Origin of the sequence: uncultured Tateyamaria sp. (assembly GCF_947497045.1) — a bacterium.
GTDB lineage: Bacteria > Pseudomonadota > Alphaproteobacteria > Rhodobacterales > Rhodobacteraceae > Tateyamaria.
In genome coordinates this window covers 73,414-97,143 of sequence record NZ_CANMEU010000006.1, presented here as the reverse complement: position 1 = coordinate 97,143, position 23,730 = coordinate 73,414, and the positions used below count along the sequence as shown (strand labels likewise).

Below are 23,730 nucleotides of genomic sequence, written 5' to 3'. Positions count from 1 at the left end.
GTAGGGCCATCGCGGACTAAATGTCGAGAGGGCGCAGAGTTCAAATTGAGGGCGCGGGCAATGGACGCATCTGACATCGCAAAACCCCATGATCGGCTGGCGGCCTGGCTGGCGGATGACATGGTGGCCGTGAATGATCTGATCCAGACGCGCATGGCGTCCAAACACGCCCCCCGCATCCCCGAAGTGACCCGCCATCTGGTCGATGCGGGTGGCAAACGGTTGCGCCCGATGCTGACCCTCGCGGCGGCCCATTTGTGTGGCTACGAGGGCCCCTATCACATCCATCTGGCCGCCACGGTCGAGTTCATTCACACCGCCACGTTGCTGCACGATGATGTCGTCGACGAAAGCGGACAGCGCCGGGGCCGACCCACGGCCAACCTGTTGTGGGACAACAAGTCTTCGGTGCTGGTGGGCGATTATCTGTTTTCGCGCAGCTTTCAGTTGATGACCGAAACGGGCAACATGGACGTGTTGCGCATCCTGTCGGATGCCTCCGCCACCATCGCCGAAGGCGAGGTGTTGCAGATGACGGCCGCGCAGGATCTGGCGACGGACGAGGCGGTCTATCTGCAAGTGGTGCGGGGCAAGACGGCGGCACTGTTTTCGGCAGCCACCGAAGTGGGCGGTGTGATCGCAGAGGCCGAGGACAAGATCGTGCGCGCCTTGTTTGACTACGGCGACGCCCTTGGGATTGCGTTTCAGATCGTGGACGATTTGCTTGATTATCAAGGTCAGTCCGCCGCCACGGGCAAGAATATCGGCGACGATTTTCGCGAACGCAAACTGACCCTTCCGGTCATCAAGGCGGTGGCCAAAGCAGATGCGGATCAGCGCGCCTTCTGGTCGCGCACCATCGAAAAAGGGCAACAAGGCGACGGCGATCTGGATCATGCGCTGGCACTGCTGCGCCAACATGGCGCGCTTGAGGCGACGAGGGTGGATGCCTTGACCTGGGCCGACAAGGCCAAGACCGCGCTTGGGCACCTGCCCCCCCATGCGTTGCGCGACATGCTGATTGATCTGGCCGACTACGTGGTCGCGCGCGTCAGCTAAGCGATCCTTTGGTTTTCGCCGCGCAGACCCACCACGAGGGCTGCGCCTTGGCGATCCGACCTGCCGCCTCGGCTGCCGCCATCCCGGTCGGATAGATCCCGAAACAGGTACTGCCCGAGCCAGACATCCGCGCCAGTTCAGCGCCCTGCAACGCGGTCAAAGCCGCCGAAATTGCAGGTGCGGTATCGCAGGCCGGTGCCTGCAAATCGTTGCGCTGCTCGTTAAGCCAACCCAGAAATGCCGCCCGATCCGCCCATGTCGGCAGCACCCCCATCCCGTCATTGTCCTTGCGCACAAGGCGGCGGAACACATCGGGTGTGTGCACTGACACGCCGGGGGTCACCAAGACGATGTCCAAGGCCGGAACGCCCGGCACATCGCTCAAATCCTCACCAATGCCGCGCATCCGTTGTGGTGCATCCGACAAACAGACCGGCACATCCGCCCCCAAATCTACGGCGGCCTGTGGCGCATCAAAGCGGCGCAAGACCGCTGCGGCATCTGCCGACCCGCCCCCGATTCCACCGCCATGGGGCAGGTTCTTCTCAAGGCGGATATGCGGGGTCACATCGGCAGCCTCAGCCGCACGCCACGCGAGATTGCGCTGATCTGTGGGCACTCCGCCCGCGAAACGGCCCGTCACCTTAAGGTTCAGCGATGTGCTGTCATCAAACCACAACCGATCACCCACATCCGCAAAAACAACAAGCGAATCAAGCAGATGATACCCGTCCGCGCGCTGGCCGGTGACATGCAGTGTCAGGTTGATCTTGGCCGGGGCAAAAGCCTCACTCCTCATCCGCAACCTTCAATGGTTCGCCGCCCTCTTCCCGCAGAACGACGTCCAAACCGACCTCCAGCTTGCGGCGCATCCGGGCCGGGTCCGCCTCTCCGTCCACTTCTTCGGGGTCGACAAAGGACAACGCGCGCATCCACTGGAACTGGGCCTCGCGTTCGCGCCCCACCGCCCAATAGACATCTCCGAGGTGGTCATTCACCACCGGATCAACAGGCATCAATTCAACCGCGCGTTCCATATGGCCGACGGCCTCGTCATAGCGACCAAGGCGGTAAAGAACCCAGCCCAGACTATCGACGATATAGCCGCTGTCGGGGCTGGCCGCGACGGCCTCCTCGATCATCCCAAGGGCCTCATCAAGCTTGATCTGCTTTTCCACCAGCGAATAGCCCAGATAATTGAGCACCTGCGGCTGACCGGGGTTCAATTCAAGCGCCTTGCGGAAATCAGCCTCGGCGCGATCCCATTCGTCCAGCCGCTCCAGCGAAATCGCGCGGGCGTAATGCAGGAACCACGACCGCCGCAAGCTTTCGGTGTCAAGTTCGATAGCCAGATCGTAGGCGGCAACGGCCTCCTCGAACCGATCCTGTTGACGCAAGACGTCGCCCAAAGTCGAATGGACAATCGACAATTCACCAAAGCGCTTGGCCAGCTGTTCCAACACCTCAATCGCGGCCTCGGGCTTGCCCGATTGGCGCAAGGCCGCGGCCCGCCCCAACTCGGCGGCGTGATAGGCGGGGTGATCGGCCGGCACCTGCTTGTAGGCGGCGTTGGCCAGCCCATACTGATCCAGCGATTCGAGCAGGTCCGCTGTCAGCAAGAGCGCGTCGATATGATCGGGACGCAGATACCGCGCCAGCCGGGCGTAAAGCAGGGTGTAGTCCGCACCCGCATCCTGACGCAGTGCGCCCGCAACCGAATAGAACACTTCTGCCGCGCCATCGCGGGCGGAGGTGATATGGGTGAATGGCAGCGTCTCACCCGCCTCAAGGGCTGCAATCATCGCCAGCAGTTCGGGATCAGCCGCGGTACCAAATGACACACGCAGCGACTCGACCGCCTCGTCATTGCGGTCCAGTTGGGACAACACCTCGGCCCGCGCCATCGCGCCGCGCCGGGTCTGTTGCAGGGGCCCCACCTCGTCCGTGAACAGCGCCTCAGCCGCTTCGAACTCACCCAGCCCCGCAAGCGCCATCGCCTTGTGATAAAGCGCAAAGCCGCGCAGGCCCCGTTCCTCGCTGATGCGGTCGAATTCGGCCAGCGCGCCGTCCTGGTCGTCGGCACCGATCATGGCCCAGGCCACCAGCAGCCCATCCACCAGCGGCCCGATCCCTTGGGTTTCGGTGTCACGGGCCAGAAAGCCCTCGTAATCCTCGTTCGCGATCATATCCGCGATAACGGTCATGTGGGCCGCCTGACTGCGCAGCCCCTGTTCCTCGATCAGACGCGCGATGGGCAAGGCGCGATCCACCCGGCCCAGTGACAATTGGCCCACAATGGCGTCTTCCATCAGACTTGGGTTTGACGGATCGCGTGCGAGGGCCTGAGTGAAATACCGCGCGGCAGCCTCATAATCGCTCAGGATCGCTGCCTGACGCCCGGCCAGATAGGGGCCCGCAAGCGATTGCGCCGTGCCGATGGCGGGTGAAAGAGCAAGAAGGGTGGCAAGCGCTGCGCTGCCAAAAAGCGAACGGATCACGGGGGGTACTGCCTTTTTTGCTTTTGTGTAGGTCAGAGGCTACCACGTCTGGCGCGGGGCGCAATGTGACCTCGCGAAATGGTCAGAAGATGCGCGCTTGGCCGCAGGTCCATGGCCGTTCAACGCAAAAGGCCGGGCACATGGCCCGGCCTTTTCTGACGCAAGATAGCATCATCACATGTTCGGATAGTTCGGCCCGTCCCCGCCTTGTGGTGTGGTCCAGGTGATGTTCTGCGACGGGTCCTTGATATCGCAGGTCTTGCAATGCACGCAGTTCTGAAAGTTGATGACAAAGCGGGTGTCCTTGCCCTCTTCCTGCACAAACTCGTAAACCCCCGCCGGACAGTACCGCGCCGAGGGGCCCGCGTATTTGGCCAAGTTCACGTTCACCGGCACACTCTCATCCTTAAGACGCAGATGCGCGGGCTGGCTTTCCTCGTGATTGGTAAAGCTGAAGGCCACATTGGTCAGCCGGTCGAACGACAGCTTGCCATCGGGTTTGGGGTAGTCGATTGGCCTGTGCCGGGATGCTTCTTCGGTCGCGTCCGCGTCGTTCTTGCCGTGGCTTTGGGTTCCGAACAACGAGAACCCGAGCGTGTTGGTCCACATATCGAAACCACCCAGCATCAGCGACGCCGTCAGGCCCCACTTGGACCAGAAAGGTTTGACATTGCGCACTTTTTTCAGATCGGCCCCAATGGCACCATCGCGCACCTCGGTCTCGTAAGCGGTCAACTCATCGCCCGAGCGGTCCGCCTTGATCGCGTCAAACGCGGCTTCGGCGGCGGCCTTGCCCGACAGCATCGCGTTATGATTGCCCTTGATGCGTGGCACGTTGACCATCCCCACCGAACAGCCCAACAGCGCCACACCGGGTGCGACCATCTTGGGCATCGACTGGTATCCCCCTTCGGAGATTGCACGCGCACCATAGGCGATGCGTTTGCCCCCCTTCAGCAGGTCAGCCACCATCGGGTGATGCTTGAATCGCTGGAATTCCATGTAGGGGAACAGATAGGGATTCTTGTAGTTCAGATGCACCACGAACCCGACATAAACCTGATTTTTCTCAAGATGATAGATGAATGATCCACCACCCGCATTGCCGCCCAAAGGCCAGCCCATCGTGTGCGTGACCGACCCTTCCTTGTGCTTGTCGGGGTCAATCTCCCAGATTTCCTTCATGCCGAGACCGTATTTCTGCGGCTCTTTGCCTTGGGCCAGATCGAACTTGGCGATCACTTCCTTGGACAGTGACCCGCGCACGCCTTCGGACAGGAACACGTATTTGCCGTGCAACTCCATGCCCGGCTCGGTGTTCTCGCCATAGGATCCGTCCGCCTCAAGACCAAAGACACCGGCGACAACACCCTTCACTTCGCCCTTGTCGCCATAGACGATCTCGGAACAGGCCATGCCGGGGAAAATCTCGACCCCCATGGCTTCGGCCTGTTCGGCCATCCAGCGACAGACGTTGCCCATCGACACGATGTAGTTGCCGTGGTTGTTCATCAGCGGCGGCATGGGTGCGTTCGGGATGCGCATCGCGCCCGCTTCGCCCAGCATATAGAACTTGTCGTCCGTCACAGGCACGTTCAATGGTGCCCCCTTTTCAGCCCAATCCGGGATCAATTCGTTCAGGCCCACAGGGTCCAGAACGGCACCGGACAGGATGTGCGCGCCCACTTCCGAGCCCTTTTCCAGTACAACCACGTTCAGGTCGCCGTCCAACTGCTTAAGCCGGATCGCCGCAGACAGACCCGCAGGCCCCGCACCCACGATCACAACGTCATATTCCATCGCTTCGCGTTCAATCTGGGCCATGATGGGCGTCTCCCTTATGTTGTCGGTGCAGCGCGTTTGCGCGCAAAAATCCCTTTCAAATCAGCTAGCCCAGCCCCGGACGCATTGCAATTGGAACACGGCGTAAAAGTACGCTTTGAAACGCGATCACACGGGCTTTTCAACCCCTGAAGGATCAGCGGGCCGGTCGATCCCCCATCAAATACCGCGGCCCCGTTCCGTAGCGGGCGGCGCTGTCGGCCGGGTTATAAAGCGCGCAGGCCTCAAGGCTCAGACACCCGCAGCCGATGCAGCCATCCAGCGTGTCGCGCAGTTTTTCAAGCTGGGCAATGCGCGCGTCCAGTCCGTCGCGAAACTGGGCACTGATACGCGCCCAATCGGCCTTGGTCGGGGCGCGGTGACGCGGCAGACGGTCCAGTTCCACCTTGATCTGGGCCAGCGTGAATCCGAATTGCTGGGCCACCATGATGAAGCTCAACCGACGCAGGTCGGCGCGCTGAAACCGGCGTCGCCCCGCCCCATTGCGCCACGGGGCCACCAGACCCTCATCCTCGTAATACCGGATCGCCGACACCGCGAGGCCGGTGCGCGCCGCCATATCACCGATGCTCAGACCTTCGGATGCAGCCATGAAAAAAACCTCTTGACCTAAAGTGTACTTGAGGTCGGACACTACCCTTATCAACTCAGTAAAGGAACCAAAGATATGGCCGCGCAACTTGAACACACGAACTTCACCGTCACCGATCCTGATGCGACAGCCAAATGGATGTGCACCCTGTTTGACTGGCACATTCGCTGGACGGGGGACTCGCGGACCACAGGGTATTCCGTGCATGTCGGAACCGACACACACTACCTTGCGCTTTATGCGCCCAAGACCGGAAACCTTGATGCACCAATCGACAACTACACAACCCAAGGCGGGCTGAACCACATCGCCGTGGTCGTGGACGACATCGCCGCCATGCGCGCCCGCGTCGAGGCGGCAGGCTTTGAGGCTGGCGAACATTTCGACTATGAACCTGGCCAGCGGTTCTACTTCTACGACACCGACCACATCGAATACGAAGTGGTGCAATACGACTAGGACCAACCAACCCCGATCTTCTTTTGACCAAAAATACCGCGGGGGGGGGGCGCACATGCGACAAGGGCAGCGCCCCCTCCTTTCGCCAAAACACGTGTGCAGCGCAATCGCGCAATCACCAAATCCGCTTGCAATCCGCAGCGCCTTTGGGTCAGGTAAAGACCATCGCATGTACCGGCGGCTCCCAATCGGGGCCGCCGCACGCAATTAGGACAACACGTAGGACCGCGCCGATGGAAAAGATCCCAATGACCCGCGCCGGTGCGACCGCACTGGAAACCGAGCTGAAACAGCTCAAATCCGTGGAGCGGCCCGCCATCATCACGGCCATCGCCGAAGCGCGCGAACATGGCGACCTGTCCGAAAATGCCGAATACCACTCGGCCAAGGAAAAACAGTCCTTCATCGAGGGCCGGATCAAGGAACTTGAAGGCGCGATTTCGCTGGCAGACATCATCGACACCTCCAAGCTGTCGGGCGCGATCAAGTTCGGGGCCGAAGTCACGCTGGTCGACGAGGATACGGACGAGGAAAAGACCTATCAGATCGTCGGCGAATACGAAGCCAACATCGAAAAGGGTCTTTTGAACATCAAATCGCCCATTGCCCGCGCCTTGATCGGCAAGGAAGAGGGCGACAGTGTCGAAGTGCGCACACCGGGCGGTGAAAAGTCCTATGAAGTCCTGAAAATCAGCTATAGCTGAGGCCATGGCCGATAAACCCAACCCTCAGGCGCGCCCGACGCCCCTTGGCATCTATGACAAACCCAAACACGGGGGCGTCACAGAGATCGAAGTCGTGGCACTTGTCCTTTCAGCCATCTGGTTGGTGGGGGCCGCTGCGTTCTTTCTGCTGACCGGGGACGAGGGCGAGCCGACCGAGGCGGAAGGCCTGCGTTTCCTCATCACGATGCTGGCGGTGTTCATGCCCATCGCGATGATCTGGGTGGCGGCAACAGCTGCACGATCCAGCCGCGTCATGCGCGAGGAAAGCCAGCGATTGCAGACCGCCATCGACGCAATCCGACAAGCCTATATCGCCCAGGCCCAAGGGCGCGATCTGACCAAGGAACCCTCGGTCGCGCGCAAATTGGACGAGATCGCCGCTGCCACCCGCAACACCGAAACCGCGTTGGCCACATTCCAAAGCCGTCGCGATGATCCGGCACCGGCCACCCCTGCGCCTGCCGCAGCGCCCGTGGTCGATGACCAGCCCGTTCTGGCCCTTGGCACATCCTCGGACGATTTCGCCCGCCCGCTGGAGACCGAAGATTTCATCCGCGCCCTGAATTTCCCCGAAACCGCCGAGGACGAAGCCGGGTTCGCCGCCCTGCGCAAAGCGATGCGCGACCGCGAAACCTCGCAACTGATTCAAGCGGCACAGGACATCCTGACCCTACTCAGCCAGGACGGCATTTACATGGACGATCTGCGCCCCGACCGCGCGCGCCCTGAAATCTGGCGCCAGTTCGCTAGTGGCGCGCGGGGACGGCCCGTGGCAGCTCTTGGCGGGGTGCGCGACCGCTCCTCATTGGCGCTTACAGCGGGCCGGATGAAACAGGACCCGATCTTTCGTGATGCCGCCCACCACTTCCTGCGCCGCTTTGACAAGACGATTTCGAGCTTCTCGGAACGGGCCAGCGACGCCGATATCTCGGCCCTCAGTGACACCCGGACGGCGCGCGCCTTCATGCTGCTTGGCCGTGTTGCAGGCACGTTCGACTAAAGCCCGAAGCCACCCCACGGGATGAACCGCACCGGATCGCCGGGGCGCACATGCACCGCATGATCAGGCAATTCCACAAGGCCTTCGGCCCATGACAGCCCGCTGATCCGCCCCGACCCTTCGGAGGCAAAAACCTCGACCCGGCCATCGCGCATACGGGCGCGCAGGTATTCCCGGCGCCCGGCTTTCTTGTTCTTCTCAAAACCCGCGGGCACCTCGAACCCTTGCGGATCACGCCATGCTGCGCCGCCCATTTGGGCCAGCGCAGGGGCGGCGAAGACAAGCGTGCACACCATCGCGGCCACCGGATTGCCCGGCAGGCCAAAGATCGGCGTGCCGTTCCACACCCCCAGGGCCAGCGGGCGGCCCGGTTTCATCGCGATACGCCAGGTTGCCATCGCGTCCGCATCATTCAGCAGGGCCGACACGTGGTCGTGATCCCCCGCAGATGCACCACCACTGGTCAACACCACATCCACCGCCGCAGCCGCCCGATCGAACACCGCGCGCAAGGCTGCGCGATCATCGCGGACGTGTCCCAGATCGACGGCCACATGACCCAACTGTGTTACCAGTCCCACAAGCATGGGACGGTTCGCGTCATAGATCTGACCGGGGGCCGCATCGCTGCCCGGTTGCACCAATTCATCCCCAGTCGATACGACCCCGACGCGCAGGGGGACGCGAACCGCGACCTCCTCCACACCCACAGCGGCCAGCAAGGCCAGATCGGCGGGGGTCAGCTTACGCCCTTCCGGGACCACCATATCGCCGCGCGTGACGTCCTCACCGGCGGCACGGGTGTTTGCCCCGGCCTTGACGGGTCCGAGAAATGAAATCTCGGCACCGTTGACCTCGACCTCTTCCTGCAAAATCACCGTGTCCACGCCCGGTGGCAAAGCGGCACCTGTCAGGATGCGCACCGCAGCGCCATCGGGAACGGGTGTGTCCGGTGCCTGCCCTGCGGCCATGTCCGCCGCGACCAAAGGCAATACATGCGGCCCCGCATCACGCCCCCCGGCAAAGCCGTACCCATCCACAGCCGTGTTGGGCAATGGCGGGTGGGCGCGCGGCGCACGGATGTCGCCGGACACAACCCGGCCCAAGGCCGCCCCAATCGGGCAAGGCTGGGTTCCCACCACAGGTCCAAGCCGGGCGCGCAAATCGGTCAGAGCCGCATCCACGGGCGTCCAATCCACCCCGGCTGGCAGTGCAAAGCAGTCGTTGCGCAAAGGTGCCGGTGCCGCCGCACGCAGCGTGTCCTCGAATCCCAGACCGAATATCCAACCCTCGGGCGTGACTGGTACATCCAACATATGCCACAACAGATCGGCGTTCATCGCGGCGACCACGCGGGCCACCTCGTAGACCTGCCATTGATCCCTGATCCAACCGTCTGGCACCGTCGATACAGTGAGAGACGGCCAGATTTCGACCACCGTGATCGGCGCATCGCGCGCCTCAAGCGGCCAAACCGACAGGGCGGACCCGAAATGCGCACGCAGGCGCGACAGTACAGGCAGGCCCATCATCACTTGACCGCCGACTGACCCGACCCCCGACATCTGCCAGACTGTAAAGGCGCGGGTCGCATGTTCTTCGGCCGCGCGCTTGATCGGGAACGGATTGATATAACCCTCCTTGGTGCGCGGCAGACCCGGCACCTCGCGTTTCAACCCATTGCCCCAGAACGGGCCGTTGCCGCCAAATTGCAGGTTGATCTGGCCCGCCACATCAAAGCGGTTGTTCCCCGTCGGCGCATCCTTGATCCGGTGCGCAAACCAGTTCCACAGCTCAAACGGATCATCACTGCCTGTCAGCGCACGCCCAAACCCCTTGGGGTAGCCAAAGGGAAAATCGAACCCGACCATGACGCGCCGCCCGCCTGCGCGTTCCGCCGCGAGTGTCTTCAGCAGCCACTCTTCGGCCTGCTGGCGATTGCGCAGATAAACGGGGGCATCGACCTCGTTCCTTTGCGCGACACAGGCCCAGATCGCATCCGCCTGCGGTGTGACGGACCCCTGGTTCCCGCCCGACCAATCCACCATGATGATGGTGTCAAAATGGGCACGCGCCATGCTCACAACGCAACCTCGCGCAGGATGAAATCCGCAATCGCACGGGTGTCATTCAGATCAAATATGGGGCGATCCAGCGCCACCGGGCTGTCACTGGCCACGGCCCGTATGGTCGGATCATCCGGCGCGATCAATGCGTTGCCTGTGACCACGCGATGCGCTTCGACCTTGGGATGGGCGTCACGCTTGTACCCTTCGACCAACACCAGATCGACAGGGGCAAGTTTGGCCAACAAGGCCTCAAGCGTCGGCTCGTCCGCACCGCGCAACTCGTGCATCAGCGCAAACCGCTCGCGCGAGGCCAGCAGGACTTCATGCGCCCCCGCCGCACGGTGACGAAAGCTGTCTTTGCCCGGATGATCGACGTCAAAAGAATGATGCGCATGTTTGACGGTTGAGACGGAAAAGCCCCGCCCGCTGATCTCTGCGACCAGCCGCTCCATCAGCCCGGTCTTGCCCGCATTTTTCCACCCCACAATGCCGTATATTTTCATAACATCGCCTCGGCCCGGATCAGATCATCGGGTGTGTTTACGTTGAAAAATGCAGCCTCATCGGGAAACAGCGCCGTGCGTCCGTCATGCTGATCGCTCCATTGGACGACTTTGCGCACCCCGCCCGCAAGGGCCGCGCGCAGATCATCACGCAAGGCGATGGGCCACAGCCCAAAGGTCGGGTGTCGCGCCTGCCCGCGTTTCGGATCCGGCGTGGCAGCAAGCACGAGGGGATGCGTCATCCCCTCGCCCTTCAGCTGCAAACAGGGCACAAGATCACAGGGAAAGAATGGCGTATCCGCCGCCACCGTCACGATGGCATCCGCCCCATGGGTCGCGGCCCAATCCAGCCCGGCAAGCACGCCTGCAAGCGGCCCGGCGAACCCGTCGATGCTGTCGGCGATCACCGGCAGGTTCAGATCGGCAAAGCGGGCCGGATCGCCATTGGCATTCAGCGCCATGCCCGCCACCTGCGGGGCCAGCCGGTCTATCACGTGGTCAAACAGGCGTCGCCCCCCAAGCACGCGCACACCCTTGTCGCCACCGCCCATGCGCGTGGCCTGCCCACCTGCGAGGATAACACCAAGGGGCTGTTTCATGCGCTGGCCTTGCGTCCGGATTTACGCGGCTCATCCGGAACCGAGGCCGGGTCGATATCACGCACCAACCGCGCCTCTCCGCTCAGGCAAATGAAGCGCTGGCCGCGCATCCGCCCGATCAGTGTCAGCCCGACCTGTTGCGCAATCTCGACGCCCCACGCGGTAAAACCCGACCGGGACGCCAGCACCGGCACCCCCATCATCGCTGTCTTGATCACCATTTCCGACGTCAGCCGCCCGGTGGTATAAAGCACCTTGTCCTGCGCACTGACCCCTTCGGACAGCATCCAGCCCGCGATCTTGTCGACCGCGTTGTGACGGCCTACATCCTCCATATAAACAAGAGGTTGTGCACCCTGACACAAGACAGTGCCGTGGATCGCGCCCGCACTCAGGTACAAGGACGGCGTCCGATTGATCCGGCCCGCTAAAGCATACAAATCCGATGTTTTGACAGGCGTTGCGGGTAGCCGCACATCCTCAAGCCCCTCCATCATGTCGCCAAAGACGGTGCCAACGGCGCACCCGCTGGTGCGGGTCTTTTTCTTCAGCTTTTCCTCGTGATTGGTGGGGGTGGCGGTGCGCACGACAACGGTTTCCAACTCGTCATCATAGGACACACCCGTCACCTTGTCCGAGGCCAGCAGCATCCCCTGATTGCGCAGGAACCCGAGGGCAAGGTAGTCGGGGTAATCCCCGATGGTCATTGCCGTAACAATTTCCTGCCCGTTCAGAAAGATGGTCAGGGGGCGTTCTTCGACCACGGAAATCTCGGATGGGGCACCGGTCTGGTCATGGCCCACAACGCTGCGCGTCAGGCGGGTGGCCTGCGGGTCAGGCGCGATGATGTATCCGGTCAGGTCGTCGTGCTGTGCCAATGTGATACCCCCAATTGCAACGCGGGATGCGGACCGCTAAGCGTTACGCACCCACGGTAAGGCGTCCTTATGTCCTCCACCACCACCAAATCGGCATATCTTGCCGGTGTGCGCGATGGCGCACCTTTTGTGGCCGTTGCAGGGCCGTTTGCGGCGCTGTTTGGCGTGTTGGCAACCGAGGCGGGGTTGAGCGTTTTCGAGGTGATGAGTTTTTCGCTTGTAGTGATCGCAGGCGCGGCCCAATTCACCGCCCTGCAACTGATGCAGGATGAGGCCCCCACCATCATCGTTCTGATGTCGGCACTGGCCGTAAACCTGCGGGTGGCGATGTATTCCGCGGCTTTGACCCCTTATCTGGGCGGTGCGCCCCTTTGGCAGCGGATCTTTGCGGCCTACTTACTCGTCGATCAAAGCTATGCGCTGAGCCACGCCAAATTCGAGGCCACGCCCGAACTCAGCGTGCCGCAGCGTATGGCCTACTATTTCGGAACCTGCACGTTGGTGATGATCGTGTGGTTTGCGGGCAGCTATGCGGGTGCGGCCCTGGGCACGGCGCTGCCCCCGGATGTGCCCTTGGACTTTGCACTGCCCATCGCGTTCCTGTCGATGGTGGCCCCGATGCTGCGCACCATGCCCCACGTGATTGCCGCCTTCGTTGCCGTCGTGGTCAGCCTGCTTGCAGTCAACGTGCCCTATTCGATGGGCCTGATCGTGGCGGGCATGGCCGGGATGATCGCCGGGGCACAGACTGAGCTTTGGCTGAAAAGGCGCGCGGCATGATTGACACCACCCTCTTGTGGATTGTGATCTTTGGCCTTGGCGTGGGCAGCTTTCTGCTGCGCTTTACCTTTCTGGGCTTTGTCGGGGATCGGCCTTTGCCAGAATGGCTCCTGCGCCATCTGCGCTATACAGCCGTTGCGATTCTGCCCGCACTGGTCACGCCGCTTGTGGTGTTTTCCGGCGAAAACGGCAGCACCGACCCGACGCGTATTGCGGCCGCTATCGTCACGCTGGCCGTAGGGATGTGGACCAAAAACGTCTTTCTGGCCATAGGGGCCGGTGCCGCAACCCTGCTCGCGCTGGTCTATGGTTTGGTCTAGGCGCGCCTAGTCGGGCAACACAATTCCGGCCACGCCCTCCACGATGTCGCCCGCATCATCTTCATAGTATTTCTCTTCGACCACACCGGGCCACGTCGACATCTGTTCCATCAACCGGGTCGGGAACATGGTCGATTCAATCGCCTGAAAGCCGGGCACGCGCTGCATCAACCCCGTGGTGGCGCTGGTGCAGAAGGCGCGCGGCACAGCCCCGTTTGTGGTGGCCAGACGCAAGGCGACGGCCGCCTGCTCGGGGGTCACTTCGACGGTCTGGCTGACCACATGAAAGGTGCTGCGGGCATGCGCGCTCTTGTATCCTTTGAGGACCGCGGGCGAGACACCGTAAAGCACGTCCTCCTGTTCGGGGACCCGCTCGTTCACAAATGATCCGGCGGGGTCAAAGATCACCCGCTGACTGCCGTTGATCATCAGGGCCGAATGCGCCCCTTTGCCGTTACGATTGCTGACCATTGTAAAAACCGTCAGCGTATTGGGGCCGGGTTCACGGTAGGCTGATGCAGTCACGCGTTCATCTGAGGCATAAGGCACTGCCGGCGGCTGCGCGCAGGCGGCCAGCACCAGACACACCGCAAGCGCTGCGATCACACGCATCCCGGACATCCCTGTATCCACCGTCGATCAGGAGATAAAGATCGCCATGCCGATCAACAGCACAAGGATCGCGATCACACTCCACTTGGTCCATGCCATGAACCCGTCAAAGGTTTTCTCGTGCGGTTTGGCATCCATATCGCCGTGCTTGTGATCTGACATTTCTGGTTCCTTCGAATTGACTTGCCCGGGGCTTTAGCGCATCGCGCTCATGCTGTCACTGCGTCAATTCAGTGTACCGGGGCGGGAGGCGTTATTCATCCTCAAGATCCTGGGCCAGTCGAAACCCGATCCGGTTGGGTTCTGCCTGCTCAACCGCTTTGGGCAGCGCACGCAGCATCACGTTCAACTGGGTCACATGCTGGACCAGTTGGGTTTTGGCCCCCGTCGGGTCGCTGCCGTAAAATGTCACGATATCGGGGTCGAAATACCCCATCCCCTCGATGCGCATCACCCCTGCATCCCCGCCCGTAAAGCCCATCGCGACCTCATGTTCGTTATCAAGGCTTTCCTCGAAATTCTTGAGATACATGATGATGCGCTCATAGGCCCACTGGGCCGGGCTTTTCTTGGCTGCGGGGGTCTTGGACACGCCCTTGGGCACGGGCTGGTCAGCGGCATTGCGCGCCTTGGGGTCGGAGTGAACCTCATGCCTGCGCGGCAAGGCCTCGGCCTCGACCGCTTCGGCGGCAGTTTTGATCGTGTTGTCCATGTCGTCACCCTTTGCGCTGATAGACCCACGCCCCGTCGTCGCGCCGTGCGCGGGTCGCGCGCCCAGTCTGATAAAGGTGAGACAAATGCGCAATGGCCTCGACCAGTGCGAGCCCATATTCACCCGCACCGATCTTGCGTTTGAACAGCGGGGCAAAACAGTCGGCGGCGGCCTTGGGGGTGTCAATGAAAGCGTGCAACCGTTCAAGCGCGCCGTGGTGGTTGTCGATCAACTGGCGCATGCGCGTCGGCAGCCCGGTGAACGGCAGCTTGTGCCCACCAAGCACCAGTTGATCAGGCCGGGCAAGCGGAGCGAGCCGCTCGCACGCTTCCAGCCAGTCCGCAATCGGGTCAGCCATCGGTTCGGTCGCGTAGACCCCGATATTGGGGCTGATTGATGGCAAAATCTGATCGCCCGACAACACCAGATTGTCGTCCCTGCTCCAGAAGGTGGCGTGTTCCGGCGCGTGGCCATTCCCGATATGAACATCCCATATCCGCCCGCCCATGCGGATCGTGTCACCCTGTTTGATCCGGGTGTAGCCAAGCGGCATGGGGGCCACGATATCGCCGAAGTTGAAGGGGCGTTCCTGGCGTCGTGCCTCGAACACCTGCGCGTCCATGCCCGCGCTGCGCCAGAAGTCGAGCGTTTCGGGCACGGGCGTTTCCTGCACATCCAGCGTCAACATGCGCGAAAACAGCCAAGCTGTGCGGGTTGTGATCAACTCGGCCCCGAATTCGGACTGGAACCAGCCCGCAAGGCCCACATGATCGGGATGGTGGTGGGTGACGATCACGCGCGTGACGGGCCGACCCGCCAAAGGCCTGGCCATCAGATCACGCCAGATTTCCATGGTCTTTTCCGACGAGAACCCGGTATCGATGATCGTCCAGCTGTCCCCATCATCAAGCGCGTAGACGTTCACATGGTCCAGTTTCATCGGCAACGGCAAGCGCATCCACAAAACACCCGGCGCAACCTCGATGGCCGCGCCCGGTACGGGTGGGTCTTCCCACGGATATCTCAGCCCGGCGGGGGCAGCATCCTCCACGCTTCAGGCCGCGAACTCTTCGGGCGTGAGCGCATAGACGTCATAATCCCCCGCCATGGCATGAGCCAGAAGGCTCGCATGTTCAGGCAGAATGCGCTGGATATAGAACCGGGCCACCTTGGCGCGCACGCCATTGGGTTCGGCAGCGGCGGACATCAGGTGGACGTAAGCCCCAAGAACGCGGGCAAAGGCGCGCAGATAGGGCACGGCCCCCGCAAAGCGGACGCGATGGTTCTTTTCGATCATCCATTCAGTAGTTTCGCGCAAGGATTCGCTGGCCTGCCAGACCATCTCGGCCAGATCGGGCAGCGTGTCACGCGCGGCTTCGGCGGCGGCTTCGATCTCGTCAAAGATCAGGCTGGCCGCCTCACCCCCATCCATCATCTTGCGCGCCACAAGGTCCATGGCCTGAATGCCGTTGGTGCCCTCATAGATGGTGGTCACGCGCACATCGCGGGCATATTGGGCCGCACCCGTTTCCTCGACAAAGCCCATCCCGCCGTGGACCTGAATGCCCATGGCCGCGACCTCGTTGCCGACATCGGTGCCAAAGGCCTTGGCGATAGGGGTCAGAAGGGCCGCGCGGGATTTCCAGCGCGCTTCGCCCGTGGCGGTGGCCATATCGATGGCGACGGCACACATCAGCGCAATGCCGCGGGCCGCATAGGTTTCGGAGCGCATGGTCATCAGCATCCGGCGCACATCGGCGTGATCGATGATGGTGCCGGTCTCGCCCTCGGTCTTGCCCTGTTTGCGGTCCAGCGCATAGCCAAGCGCGTGCTGATAGGCCCCTTCGGCGGCACCCACACCCTGCCCGCCCACGCCAAGGCGGGCGTTGTTCATCATGGTGAACATGGCCGCCATGCCGCCCCCTTCCGGGCCGACAAGCCAGCCTTTGGCGCCGTCATACTGCATCACGCAGGTGGGCGAACCATGCAGGCCCATCTTGTGCTCGAGGCTCACGACCTTGAGGGCGTTGGCCACGCCCGCATTGCCGTCTTCGTCCGGGATATTGCGGGGGACAAGGAACAGACTGATCCCCTTGGTGCCCGCAGGCGCACCCGGCAGGCGGGCCAGCACGAGGTGGCATACGTTTTCGGTAAAGTCGTTGTCGCCCCAGGAGATATAGATCTTCTGACCCGAGATGCTGTAGGTTCCGTCGCCATTGTCCGCGGCCTTCGAGGACAGCGCGCCCACATCCGATCCGGCCTGCGGTTCGGTCAGGTTCATGGTGCCGGTCCACTCGCCCGAAATCAGCTTGGGCAGGTACAGGTCCTTGATCGCATCACTGGCATGATGTTCCAGCGCCTCGATCTGACCCTGCGACATGAGCGGGGCAAGTTGCAGCGACAGACAGGCCGCACTCATCATTTCGTTCACAGCCGTTGTCACCGTCATGGGCAGGCCCATGCCGCCATATTCGGGGTCCGCGGCCATCCCGACCCAGCCCCCTTCGGCGATGGCCTTGTACCCCTCGGCATAGCCGGGCGAGGTGCGCACGATACCGTTTTCAAGGTGCGCCGGATGCAGGTCGCCGGGACGTTGCAGCGGGGCCATGATGTCCTCGCTCAGTTTGCCCGCTTCGGTGAGGATCGCGCTGGTCACGTCCGGCGTCGCCTCGGCAAAGCGATCAGTTGAGGTGACCTGATCCAGCCCGACCACATGGTCAAACAGGAATGTATAATCGTCAACGGGGGCGCGATATGGCATCAGTAAGGGCTCCGGATATGAATGTCTTGGCAAGCGCGAAGCTCACGCGTAAAGGGGCGTCTTTGGTACAATAGATGCGGACGGCAGCCTGCATCGCAACTCAAACGCCGCGTCACAACAAGGTCGCCTCGACAGATATGCCCAAGAGATGAACACGATCGACACCCGGACCCTGCCCCCCGATGCAGAGGGGATCGCGGCCGCCGCAAAGGTGCTGGCGCGCGGTGGGCTGGTGGGGTTCCCGACCGAAACGGTCTATGGGCTGGGAGGCGATGCGCGCAACGGGCGGGCGGTGGCGCAGATATTCGCGGCCAAGGGCCGGCCGAGCTTCAACCCGCTGATCGTGCATGTGCCTGACATTGACGCAGCACGCAGGTTTGCGCAGTTCGACGATATGGCGTTGCAGCTGGCCGCTGCATTCTGGCCCGGTGCATTGACGCTGGTATTGCCTTTGGCCATGGGGCACGGGTTGTCCCCTCTGGTCACGGCGGACTTGGGGACCGTAGCGATCCGGGTTCCCGCACACCCCCTTGCCCAACAAATCCTGCGGCGCTTTGGTGGACCCGTTGCGGCCCCCTCAGCCAACCTGTCAGGACGGATCAGCCCGACAACAGCCGTTCATGTGCTGGCCGATTTGTCCGGGGTGATCGACGCGGTGGTGGATGGGGGGGGCTGCCCGGTGGGCCTCGAATCCACAATCATCGGAGGCATACCCCCGGCCCTCTTGCGCCCCGGCGGCATCGCAGTCGAACAGATCGAGGCGATCATCGGGCCTTTGGCCAAGCGGGTCGACACCATCACAGCCCCCGGTCAGCTGGCGTCGCACTACGCGCCAGACGCGAGTGTCAGATTGAACGCAAACCGCGCGCACCCCGGCGAAGTCCTGTTGGGCTTTGGCCCGATGGAGTCCGATCTGAACCTTTCGGTCAGTGGCGATCTGGTCGAGGCCGCAGCACATCTGTTTGACCACCTGCACCGGCTGAATGCACTGGGACAGCCCATCGCCGCCGCCCCGATCCCGAACACAGGGCTGGGCCGGGCAATCAATGACCGACTGACACGCGCCGCCGCACCGCGCTGACGGGATGACCCAGGCGCAGGACACCTGCGCCTTACGGCATGGCATGGCAGCGTAAGGCGCAGGTGTCCTGCGCCCCGTCAGGCACGCCCCGCCGCGCCGGATAGTCCCAACGGGTCGATTCCAAGCGTTTTCAGCGCCCCTATCCATTTGCCACCGTCGCCGGTGCCAAACACAAGATCGGCATGCGCATCCACTGTCAGCCAGCCATTTTCGGCAATCTCTGCCTCAAGCTGTCCGGGCCCCCACCCGGCATAGCCCAGCATGACCAAGGCACGGTCAGGCCCCTCTCCGGCCGCGAGGTCCTCAAGCACATCCAGCGTCGCCGTCATCCCGAACCCACCTGCAATGCTCAGCGTCTGGAGGCGCGAGCGGTAATCATCCGTGTGCAGCACGAAGCCGCGCGTCGTCTCGACCGGCCCCCCGAAATGGACCGGCAATTTCGCCGCGCGGGTCCGAGGATTGATATCCAGCTGCGCCATCAACGCCCCCACATCCATATCATGGGCCGGTTTGTTCACGATCAGCCCCATCGCGCCCTCGTCCGAATGGGCGCACATGAACACGACCGACCGATCAAAGCGCGGATCACCCATGCCCGGCATCGCAATCAATAGCGTTCCGGTCAGATCAAGGATCTGGTCGAGGTCATCGGGGTCCTGCATGGGCCATCCTGTTGCTATCAGCCGTTACCATGCAACCCTGTCACCCGCCCGACAAGGGCTGAGGCATGCACCGGCAAAGGCACGCCCACGCACGCCCCACCGGATCGTGACTTGGATTTCATCGCGCGCAAGGCCATGTAGGGGCCATGAAACGCGCTTTGATCCCTGCCGCGGCTCTGGTCCTGTGCGCCACAGCCTTCCCCGCCCTTGCCCAGGGGCAATTTGACAATGTGCTCAAGGCCGACGTGCTTCAGGGCTGGAACCTGCCCGATGGGCGGCGCATCGCTGCCGTGCAGCTAACCCTTGCGCCGGGATGGAAAACCTATTGGCGCGCGCCGGGCGATGCGGGCATTCCACCCCATTTCGACTGGAGCCGCGCACGCAACCTTGAGGCCGTCTCGATCTCCTGGCCCACCCCAAAGGTGCATAAGCAAAACGGTCTGCGCTCTATCGGGTACTCGGATCAGGTGATCATTCCGATGTATCTGACCCCAAGCACAAACAGCAAACCGATCCGCTTGCGCAGCACCGTGTCCATCGGGGTCTGCGCCGAAGTCTGCGTGCCCCATCAGTTCAAATTGGATGCGACACTGGATGCGCCCGATCCCAGCCCGACCCCGGCCATTGTCGCAGCCCTCGCCGATGCGCCCTACAGCGCGGACGAGGCAGGCGTACGCGCCGCCACATGCAGCCTGCGCCCCACCGATCTCGGCATGGAGCTTGAGGCCCATGTGACCCTGCCCCATACCGGCGGCACCGAGGTCGCAGTCATCGAAACCGGCACACCGGGCTTGTGGATCAGCGAAGCACGCACCACGCGTCAAGGCGACACCGTCGTGGCCATCAGCGAGATGATCCACCCCGATGGTGGGGCCTTTGCGCTGAACCGTTCGGACGTGCGGATCACTATTCTGGGTGGCGACTATGCAGTGGACGTGCGCGGCTGCACCGCAGGGTAAGCAGCGCTAGGAGGCCCGGCGCATCAGGGCAAAGCCAATCGCGCTCAGCACATAAGCCACAAACCCCACGATCAGAACACCAGCGGAAAACACCGCAAGTGCACCTGACATGCCGCCGCTGCCCGCCAATTGCGGAACTGCGCCAAGGATGGCATCCGGCAAGCTCCCCCAAATCAGCGCATGGCCCATTGTCACGCCAAACCAGGCCAGCACCACGGCCCATAGGCCGATGAACCCCCACCGCACCACGCCCGCAGGCGCACACAACCCACGACGCATGGCACGCACCTGACGGCCCACGTCATGTTGCACCGCGACAAGGGCCGGCACGACAAGCAACACCAGCACCATCCCGAACCCCAGCCCATAGACCAGCGTCACAATCGTGGGCTTGAGGAACTGCGCCTGCTGCGAGGTTTCATAAAGCAGCGGTGCCATGCCCAGCACAGTCGTCAACGTGGTCAGAATCACGGGCCGCAGCCGATCCGCCGCGCCATCAATAATGGACGGCACCAGCCCCCGTTCGGTGGCATAGTCATCAATCGTAGTCACCAACACAATGGAATCGTTGATGATAATCCCTGTCATCCCCAACAGCCCCACAACAGTGAACATGCTCAGCGGGATATCCCACAGCGCGTGCCCATAGATCGTGCCCACCAGCCCGAACGGAATGATGGCCATCACGACGATGGGCCGGGTCCAACTGGAAAACACCCATGACAGGACCAGATAAATCCCTGCCAGACACAGGATCAACCCGGTTAAGGCATCGCTCAGAAATTCGTCTTCCTGTTCGTTCAGGCCCGATTGACGATACTCCACCTGCCGCTCGGATGCGATGGTGGGCAGGATATCTTCGGCCAATGCCGTGTTGATTTCGGCGGCACGCGTGGCGTCATCTTCGGAAATATCACCCGTAACCGAAATCAGCCGCACCCCGTTTTCGCGCCGCACGGTCGAAAACCCGGTGCGCCGCTCAACACTGACAATGTCCGCAAGCGGCACATAAGTGCCCTCGGGCGTGCGCATCTGGGTGCGATCCAGAAAGTCAGCCGTCAACTCGTTCTTAGGCAACTCGACCCGGATTTCCGCGCTGCGTGGACCGTCAGGATAGGTCGCCGCCTCGATCCCGTTCAGCCGGTCGCGCAGGGCCCGGCCAAGCGTGTCGATGGTGAACCCAAGAGCCTGGCCCTGGGGGGTCAGATCAAGGATGAGTTCCTCTTTGTCATAGGCCAGATTGTCCTCGACCGCGCTGACCTCGGCGTATTGGAGCAACGCGCGTTTGAGGTCTTCGGAGGCAGCCTTGAGGGTGTCAGTCTCCGCGCCAAAGAACTCGACGTCCAGCGCATCGCCCCCGGGCCCGGAGCGCCAGCCGCGAAAGCTGACCGTTTCCACCAGCGGGTGGTGGATCACCGCATCCTGCAGGGCGGCCACAAAGGCAAACGACGAATAGGGGCGCAGATCGGCGTCGATCAATTCGATGGAAATGCCGCCCAAAAGATCAGGATCCTTGCTGTCGGTCCCCGCCAGCCCGCGCCCCGCATTGCCCCCGATCTCGGCGATCACATAGTCGATGGGATTGCGCCCGTGTTCGGCCTCATATTCCGCCCCAAGTGCTTTGGTCGCGCGCTGCATCTCGCGCATCATCTCAAGCGTGTCGGCGCGGCTCGCCCCCTCGACCATCACGAAGTTGCCGGTGACCGAGCCACGTTCGGGCGCATTGAAGAACCGCCAGCGCACGTCGCCCTCGATGAACAGGGCAACCTGAGAGGCAAGGACCACACAGACACCTGCCAACACCGCATAGCGCGCCATGATCACACCGGCCATGAAGGGGCGGAAGACCCGTTCGCGCATCCACTCGAAACCGCGATTGACGATGAAGGACGGGGTATCGAGGCCACGCAGGCCCATCGCCGCCACCCACTCGGTTTTACGCGCGCGGGGCGAGAGCAGGAACAGTGCCGCCGCCACCAGCGGACCGAGGGCCAGGTAAGGGACGGCATCGCCCGAACCCTCCATCACGCCGGGCAGCAACACATAGGCAAGCGCGCCCGAAATCACCGCCATCAGCACCGCGATGCTGACCACCGCAAGGCCCAGCTTGACCTGGCTGAAGCGTTGGCGATCCGACGCGGCAAGGGCGTGGCCCATATGGTGCGGCAGTATCAGGAAACATTCGATCAGCGAGGCGATCAGCACCACGATGACCGTGAAAGGAATATCGCGGATCAGATCACCAAACCGCCCGCCCACAGCCACAAGTCCGAAGAATGCAATCACTGTCGTGAGCGTCGCGGCAAAGACCGGCATCGCCATGCGTCGGGCCGCGTTTTCTGCCGCTACCAAAGGCGGCTCGCCATAGGCGCGGTAGCGATGGTCGGCATGTTCACCCACCACAATCGCGTCATCCACCACGATCCCAAGGGTGATGATCAACCCAAACAGCGACACCATGTTGATCGTCAACCCGCCCACATACATCAGCGCAATCGCGGCCATCAGCGCAACCGGAATACCAGCGGCGACCCACAAGGCCGTGCGCGCATTCAGAAACAGGAACAGCAGGCTCACGACCAACGTCAGCCCCACCATCGCATTGTCGATCAGGATGTTGAGGCGCGCTGAAATCGCTTCGGCCCGAGTGCGGATCAACTCGACCGAGACGGACGGGGGCAGGGTCGATTGCAACGCGGCCGCTACATCCTCGACCTGCGCCTGTACAGCAATGGCATCCCCCCGGTTCGAGCGGTCCACCCGGATTGAGACAGCGGGATTGTCACCCACGAAATAACTGCGATTGCGCGCAGCCCCCAACTGTTCGACCCCCGCCACGTCGCGAATGCGCAACTTGGACCCGTCCGGGTTCGAGCGCAGTACGATCCCCCCGATCGCCTCGGGGGTGCGCTTTTGGGTGCCGGTGCGCACGCGCGCATTGGCCCCGGTCACATCCCCTGCGGGGTCCGTGTCAACCTCGGCGGCGATGGCTGTTGCGATCTCGGCCATAGTCACGTCATTTGCGATCAGCGCGAGCGAGGGCACCTCGATCATAATCTGGGGCGCTGCGACACCGCGAATGGTGGTCCGCGTGACCCCTTCGGCAAAGAGGCGCACAACCAGCTCGTCCGCAAACAGGCCAAGTTGTTGGGGATCGACAGGACCCGTGATCACCACATCCGTCACCCGGTCGCGCCACGCGCCGCGACGCACCGTGGGCTCTTCGGCCTCCTCGGGCAGGGTCGTAACCGCGTCAACCGCCGTTTGCACATCATCTGCCGCCCGGCCCATATCCCAGTTCGGCTCAAATTCGAGCGTGATCGACCCCGTGCCCTCGCGCGAGGTGGCAGAGGAGGATTCGACCCCTTCAACAGCCAAAAGCCCCGGCTCAAGTACCTGCACGATGCCCGCATCGACATCCTCGGCCCCTGCCCCGTCCCACTGAACGGAGACAGTCACGTTATCGATGATCACATCGGGAAAGAACTGCGCACGCATGTTGGGGATGGCCACGACACCCGCCACAACCATGACCAGCAGCAGCAGGTTGGCAACCGTCCGGTGACGCACGAAATAGCTGAGGATACCACCTGCCGTTTTGGGGATTGCGCGCGCCATG

23 protein-coding genes are annotated in these 23,730 nt (G+C 62.4%); 8 read left to right on the top strand and 15 right to left on the bottom strand.

Going from position 1 to position 23,730, the window contains the following annotated elements; genetic code table 11:
- Positions 1-60: 60 nt before the first annotated feature.
- Positions 61-1,059: a polyprenyl synthetase family protein gene (locus Q0859_RS13530; RefSeq protein WP_299151969.1), complete on the top strand. Its 999-nt coding sequence runs from the start codon at positions 61-63 to the stop codon at positions 1,057-1,059.
- Here Q0859_RS13530 and Q0859_RS13525 read toward each other — a convergent pair.
- The 4 genes from Q0859_RS13525 to soxR form a co-directional block, all read right to left on the bottom strand.
- Positions 1,052-1,858: a 4-(cytidine 5'-diphospho)-2-C-methyl-D-erythritol kinase gene (locus tag Q0859_RS13525; RefSeq protein ID WP_299151968.1), complete on the bottom strand. Its 807-nt coding sequence runs from the start codon at positions 1,856-1,858 to the stop codon at positions 1,052-1,054. The genes Q0859_RS13530 and Q0859_RS13525 overlap by 8 nt on opposite strands.
- Positions 1,848-3,557, bottom strand: coding sequence for a tetratricopeptide repeat protein (locus Q0859_RS13520; protein ID WP_299151967.1), 1,710 nt, complete (start codon positions 3,555-3,557; stop codon positions 1,848-1,850). The genes Q0859_RS13525 and Q0859_RS13520 overlap by 11 nt, the downstream gene beginning before the upstream one ends.
- 174 nt (positions 3,558-3,731) lie before the next feature.
- Complete coding sequence (locus Q0859_RS13515; protein ID WP_299151966.1) at positions 3,732-5,381, bottom strand: electron transfer flavoprotein-ubiquinone oxidoreductase; 1,650 nt, start codon at positions 5,379-5,381, stop codon at positions 3,732-3,734.
- Positions 5,382-5,535: 154 nt separating this feature from the next.
- Positions 5,536-5,991 (bottom strand): redox-sensitive transcriptional activator SoxR, encoded by a 456-nt coding sequence (gene soxR / locus Q0859_RS13510; protein WP_299151965.1) that lies wholly within the window; start codon positions 5,989-5,991, stop codon positions 5,536-5,538.
- A 75-nt stretch (positions 5,992-6,066) separates the two neighbouring features.
- Between soxR and Q0859_RS13505 the strand changes: the two genes are divergently transcribed.
- From Q0859_RS13505 to Q0859_RS13495, 3 genes are all read left to right on the top strand, one after another.
- Complete coding sequence (locus Q0859_RS13505) at positions 6,067-6,450, top strand: VOC family protein (protein WP_299151964.1); 384 nt, start codon at positions 6,067-6,069, stop codon at positions 6,448-6,450.
- A gap of 233 nt (positions 6,451-6,683) precedes the next feature.
- Positions 6,684-7,154, top strand: a complete 471-nt coding sequence (greA, locus tag Q0859_RS13500; RefSeq protein WP_299151963.1) for a transcription elongation factor GreA — start codon at positions 6,684-6,686, stop codon at positions 7,152-7,154.
- Positions 7,155-7,158: 4 nt separating this feature from the next.
- Positions 7,159-8,175 carry a hypothetical protein gene (locus tag Q0859_RS13495; RefSeq protein ID WP_299151962.1) on the top strand — a complete coding sequence of 339 codons (1,017 nt, stop codon included), beginning with the start codon at positions 7,159-7,161 and terminating at the stop codon, positions 8,173-8,175.
- Here Q0859_RS13495 and glp read toward each other — a convergent pair.
- The 4 genes from glp to Q0859_RS13475 are packed head-to-tail and all read right to left on the bottom strand — an operon-like array spanning position 8,172 to position 12,224.
- Entirely contained in the window at positions 8,172-10,253 is a 2,082-nt protein-coding gene (gene glp / locus Q0859_RS13490; RefSeq protein ID WP_299151961.1) for a gephyrin-like molybdotransferase Glp, read from the bottom strand. The genes Q0859_RS13495 and glp overlap by 4 nt on opposite strands.
- A gap of 2 nt (positions 10,254-10,255) precedes the next feature.
- Positions 10,256-10,747 carry a molybdopterin-guanine dinucleotide biosynthesis protein B gene (mobB, locus tag Q0859_RS13485; RefSeq protein WP_299151959.1) on the bottom strand — a complete coding sequence of 164 codons (492 nt, stop codon included), beginning with the start codon at positions 10,745-10,747 and terminating at the stop codon, positions 10,256-10,258.
- Positions 10,744-11,346 (bottom strand): molybdenum cofactor guanylyltransferase MobA, encoded by a 603-nt coding sequence (gene mobA, locus Q0859_RS13480; RefSeq protein WP_299151958.1) that lies wholly within the window; start codon positions 11,344-11,346, stop codon positions 10,744-10,746. The genes mobB and mobA overlap by 4 nt, the downstream gene beginning before the upstream one ends.
- The gene (locus tag Q0859_RS13475; protein ID WP_299151957.1) at positions 11,343-12,224 is read right to left on the bottom strand and encodes a formate dehydrogenase accessory sulfurtransferase FdhD; all 882 of its coding nucleotides are present in this window, start codon (positions 12,222-12,224) and stop codon (positions 11,343-11,345) included. Before Q0859_RS13475 ends, mobA begins: the two co-directional genes overlap by 4 nt.
- A gap of 69 nt (positions 12,225-12,293) precedes the next feature.
- On the opposite strand from Q0859_RS13475, the gene Q0859_RS13470 reads away from it, so the two are divergent.
- Both Q0859_RS13470 and Q0859_RS13465 read left to right on the top strand, forming a co-directional pair.
- Complete coding sequence (locus tag Q0859_RS13470; protein ID WP_299151956.1) at positions 12,294-13,004, top strand: AzlC family ABC transporter permease; 711 nt, start codon at positions 12,294-12,296, stop codon at positions 13,002-13,004.
- The gene (locus Q0859_RS13465; RefSeq protein WP_299151955.1) at positions 13,001-13,324 is read left to right on the top strand and encodes an AzlD domain-containing protein; all 324 of its coding nucleotides are present in this window, start codon (positions 13,001-13,003) and stop codon (positions 13,322-13,324) included. Before Q0859_RS13470 ends, Q0859_RS13465 begins: the two co-directional genes overlap by 4 nt.
- Positions 13,325-13,330: 6 nt before the next feature.
- Here the strand turns inward: Q0859_RS13465 and Q0859_RS13460 are convergent, their stop codons facing one another.
- The 5 genes from Q0859_RS13460 to Q0859_RS13440 form a co-directional block, all read right to left on the bottom strand.
- Positions 13,331-13,936 carry a hypothetical protein gene (locus tag Q0859_RS13460; RefSeq protein WP_299151954.1) on the bottom strand — a complete coding sequence of 202 codons (606 nt, stop codon included), beginning with the start codon at positions 13,934-13,936 and terminating at the stop codon, positions 13,331-13,333.
- Between the two features lie 27 nt (positions 13,937-13,963).
- Complete coding sequence (locus Q0859_RS13455) at positions 13,964-14,098, bottom strand: aa3-type cytochrome c oxidase subunit IV (RefSeq protein ID WP_299151953.1); 135 nt, start codon at positions 14,096-14,098, stop codon at positions 13,964-13,966.
- A gap of 91 nt (positions 14,099-14,189) precedes the next feature.
- Positions 14,190-14,648 carry a DUF6173 family protein gene (locus Q0859_RS13450; protein WP_299151952.1) on the bottom strand — a complete coding sequence of 153 codons (459 nt, stop codon included), beginning with the start codon at positions 14,646-14,648 and terminating at the stop codon, positions 14,190-14,192.
- A 4-nt stretch (positions 14,649-14,652) separates the two neighbouring features.
- Entirely contained in the window at positions 14,653-15,699 is a 1,047-nt protein-coding gene (locus Q0859_RS13445) for an MBL fold metallo-hydrolase (RefSeq protein WP_299151951.1), read from the bottom strand.
- A 3-nt stretch (positions 15,700-15,702) separates the two neighbouring features.
- A complete protein-coding gene (locus Q0859_RS13440) occupies positions 15,703-17,409 on the bottom strand; it encodes an acyl-CoA dehydrogenase (RefSeq protein ID WP_299151950.1) in 1,707 nt (568 codons plus the stop codon).
- 148 nt (positions 17,410-17,557) lie between these two features.
- Between Q0859_RS13440 and Q0859_RS13435 the strand changes: the two genes are divergently transcribed.
- Positions 17,558-18,490, top strand: a complete 933-nt coding sequence (locus Q0859_RS13435; RefSeq protein ID WP_299151949.1) for an L-threonylcarbamoyladenylate synthase — start codon at positions 17,558-17,560, stop codon at positions 18,488-18,490.
- Between the two features lie 77 nt (positions 18,491-18,567).
- On the opposite strand, the gene Q0859_RS13430 is transcribed toward Q0859_RS13435, so the two are convergent.
- Entirely contained in the window at positions 18,568-19,152 is a 585-nt protein-coding gene (locus Q0859_RS13430; RefSeq protein ID WP_299151947.1) for a YqgE/AlgH family protein, read from the bottom strand.
- 146 nt (positions 19,153-19,298) lie between these two features.
- Between Q0859_RS13430 and Q0859_RS13425 the strand changes: the two genes are divergently transcribed.
- Entirely contained in the window at positions 19,299-20,111 is an 813-nt protein-coding gene (locus Q0859_RS13425) for a protein-disulfide reductase DsbD domain-containing protein (protein WP_299151945.1), read from the top strand.
- Between the two features lie 6 nt (positions 20,112-20,117).
- Here Q0859_RS13425 and Q0859_RS13420 read toward each other — a convergent pair whose 3' ends face one another.
- Complete coding sequence (locus Q0859_RS13420) at positions 20,118-23,729, bottom strand: efflux RND transporter permease subunit (RefSeq protein WP_299151944.1); 3,612 nt, start codon at positions 23,727-23,729, stop codon at positions 20,118-20,120.
- Between the last annotated feature and the right edge of the window lies 1 nt (position 23,730).

What these genes read in the sequence shown, in the direction of transcription:
- Q0859_RS13430 (WP_299151947.1), bottom strand. Translation starts at nt 19,152, where the DNA reads ATGCAGGACCCCGATGACCTCGACCAGATCCTTGATCTGACCGGAACG.
- Q0859_RS13495 (WP_299151962.1), top strand. Translation starts at nt 7,159, where the DNA reads ATGGCCGATAAACCCAACCCTCAGGCGCGCCCGACGCCCCTTGGCATC.
- Q0859_RS13420 (WP_299151944.1), bottom strand. Translation starts at nt 23,729, where the DNA reads ATGGCGCGCGCAATCCCCAAAACGGCAGGTGGTATCCTCAGCTATTTC.
- glp (WP_299151961.1), bottom strand. Translation starts at nt 10,253, where the DNA reads ATGGCGCGTGCCCATTTTGACACCATCATCATGGTGGATTGGTCGGGC.
- Q0859_RS13515 (WP_299151966.1), bottom strand. Translation starts at nt 5,381, where the DNA reads ATGGCCCAGATTGAACGCGAAGCGATGGAATATGACGTTGTGATCGTG.
- soxR (WP_299151965.1), bottom strand. Translation starts at nt 5,991, where the DNA reads ATGGCTGCATCCGAAGGTCTGAGCATCGGTGATATGGCGGCGCGCACC.
- Q0859_RS13470 (WP_299151956.1), top strand. Translation starts at nt 12,294, where the DNA reads ATGTCCTCCACCACCACCAAATCGGCATATCTTGCCGGTGTGCGCGAT.
- Q0859_RS13435 (WP_299151949.1), top strand. Translation starts at nt 17,558, where the DNA reads ATGAACACGATCGACACCCGGACCCTGCCCCCCGATGCAGAGGGGATC.
- mobB (WP_299151959.1), bottom strand. Translation starts at nt 10,747, where the DNA reads ATGAAAATATACGGCATTGTGGGGTGGAAAAATGCGGGCAAGACCGGG.
- Q0859_RS13450 (WP_299151952.1), bottom strand. Translation starts at nt 14,648, where the DNA reads ATGGACAACACGATCAAAACTGCCGCCGAAGCGGTCGAGGCCGAGGCC.
- Q0859_RS13425 (WP_299151945.1), top strand. Translation starts at nt 19,299, where the DNA reads ATGAAACGCGCTTTGATCCCTGCCGCGGCTCTGGTCCTGTGCGCCACA.
- mobA (WP_299151958.1), bottom strand. Translation starts at nt 11,346, where the DNA reads ATGAAACAGCCCCTTGGTGTTATCCTCGCAGGTGGGCAGGCCACGCGC.
- Q0859_RS13530 (WP_299151969.1), top strand. Translation starts at nt 61, where the DNA reads ATGGACGCATCTGACATCGCAAAACCCCATGATCGGCTGGCGGCCTGG.
- Q0859_RS13460 (WP_299151954.1), bottom strand. Translation starts at nt 13,936, where the DNA reads ATGCGTGTGATCGCAGCGCTTGCGGTGTGTCTGGTGCTGGCCGCCTGC.
- greA (WP_299151963.1), top strand. Translation starts at nt 6,684, where the DNA reads ATGGAAAAGATCCCAATGACCCGCGCCGGTGCGACCGCACTGGAAACC.
- Q0859_RS13455 (WP_299151953.1), bottom strand. Translation starts at nt 14,098, where the DNA reads ATGTCAGATCACAAGCACGGCGATATGGATGCCAAACCGCACGAGAAA.
- Q0859_RS13525 (WP_299151968.1), bottom strand. Translation starts at nt 1,858, where the DNA reads ATGAGGAGTGAGGCTTTTGCCCCGGCCAAGATCAACCTGACACTGCAT.
- Q0859_RS13440 (WP_299151950.1), bottom strand. Translation starts at nt 17,409, where the DNA reads ATGCCATATCGCGCCCCCGTTGACGATTATACATTCCTGTTTGACCAT.
- Q0859_RS13465 (WP_299151955.1), top strand. Translation starts at nt 13,001, where the DNA reads ATGATTGACACCACCCTCTTGTGGATTGTGATCTTTGGCCTTGGCGTG.
- Q0859_RS13505 (WP_299151964.1), top strand. Translation starts at nt 6,067, where the DNA reads ATGGCCGCGCAACTTGAACACACGAACTTCACCGTCACCGATCCTGAT.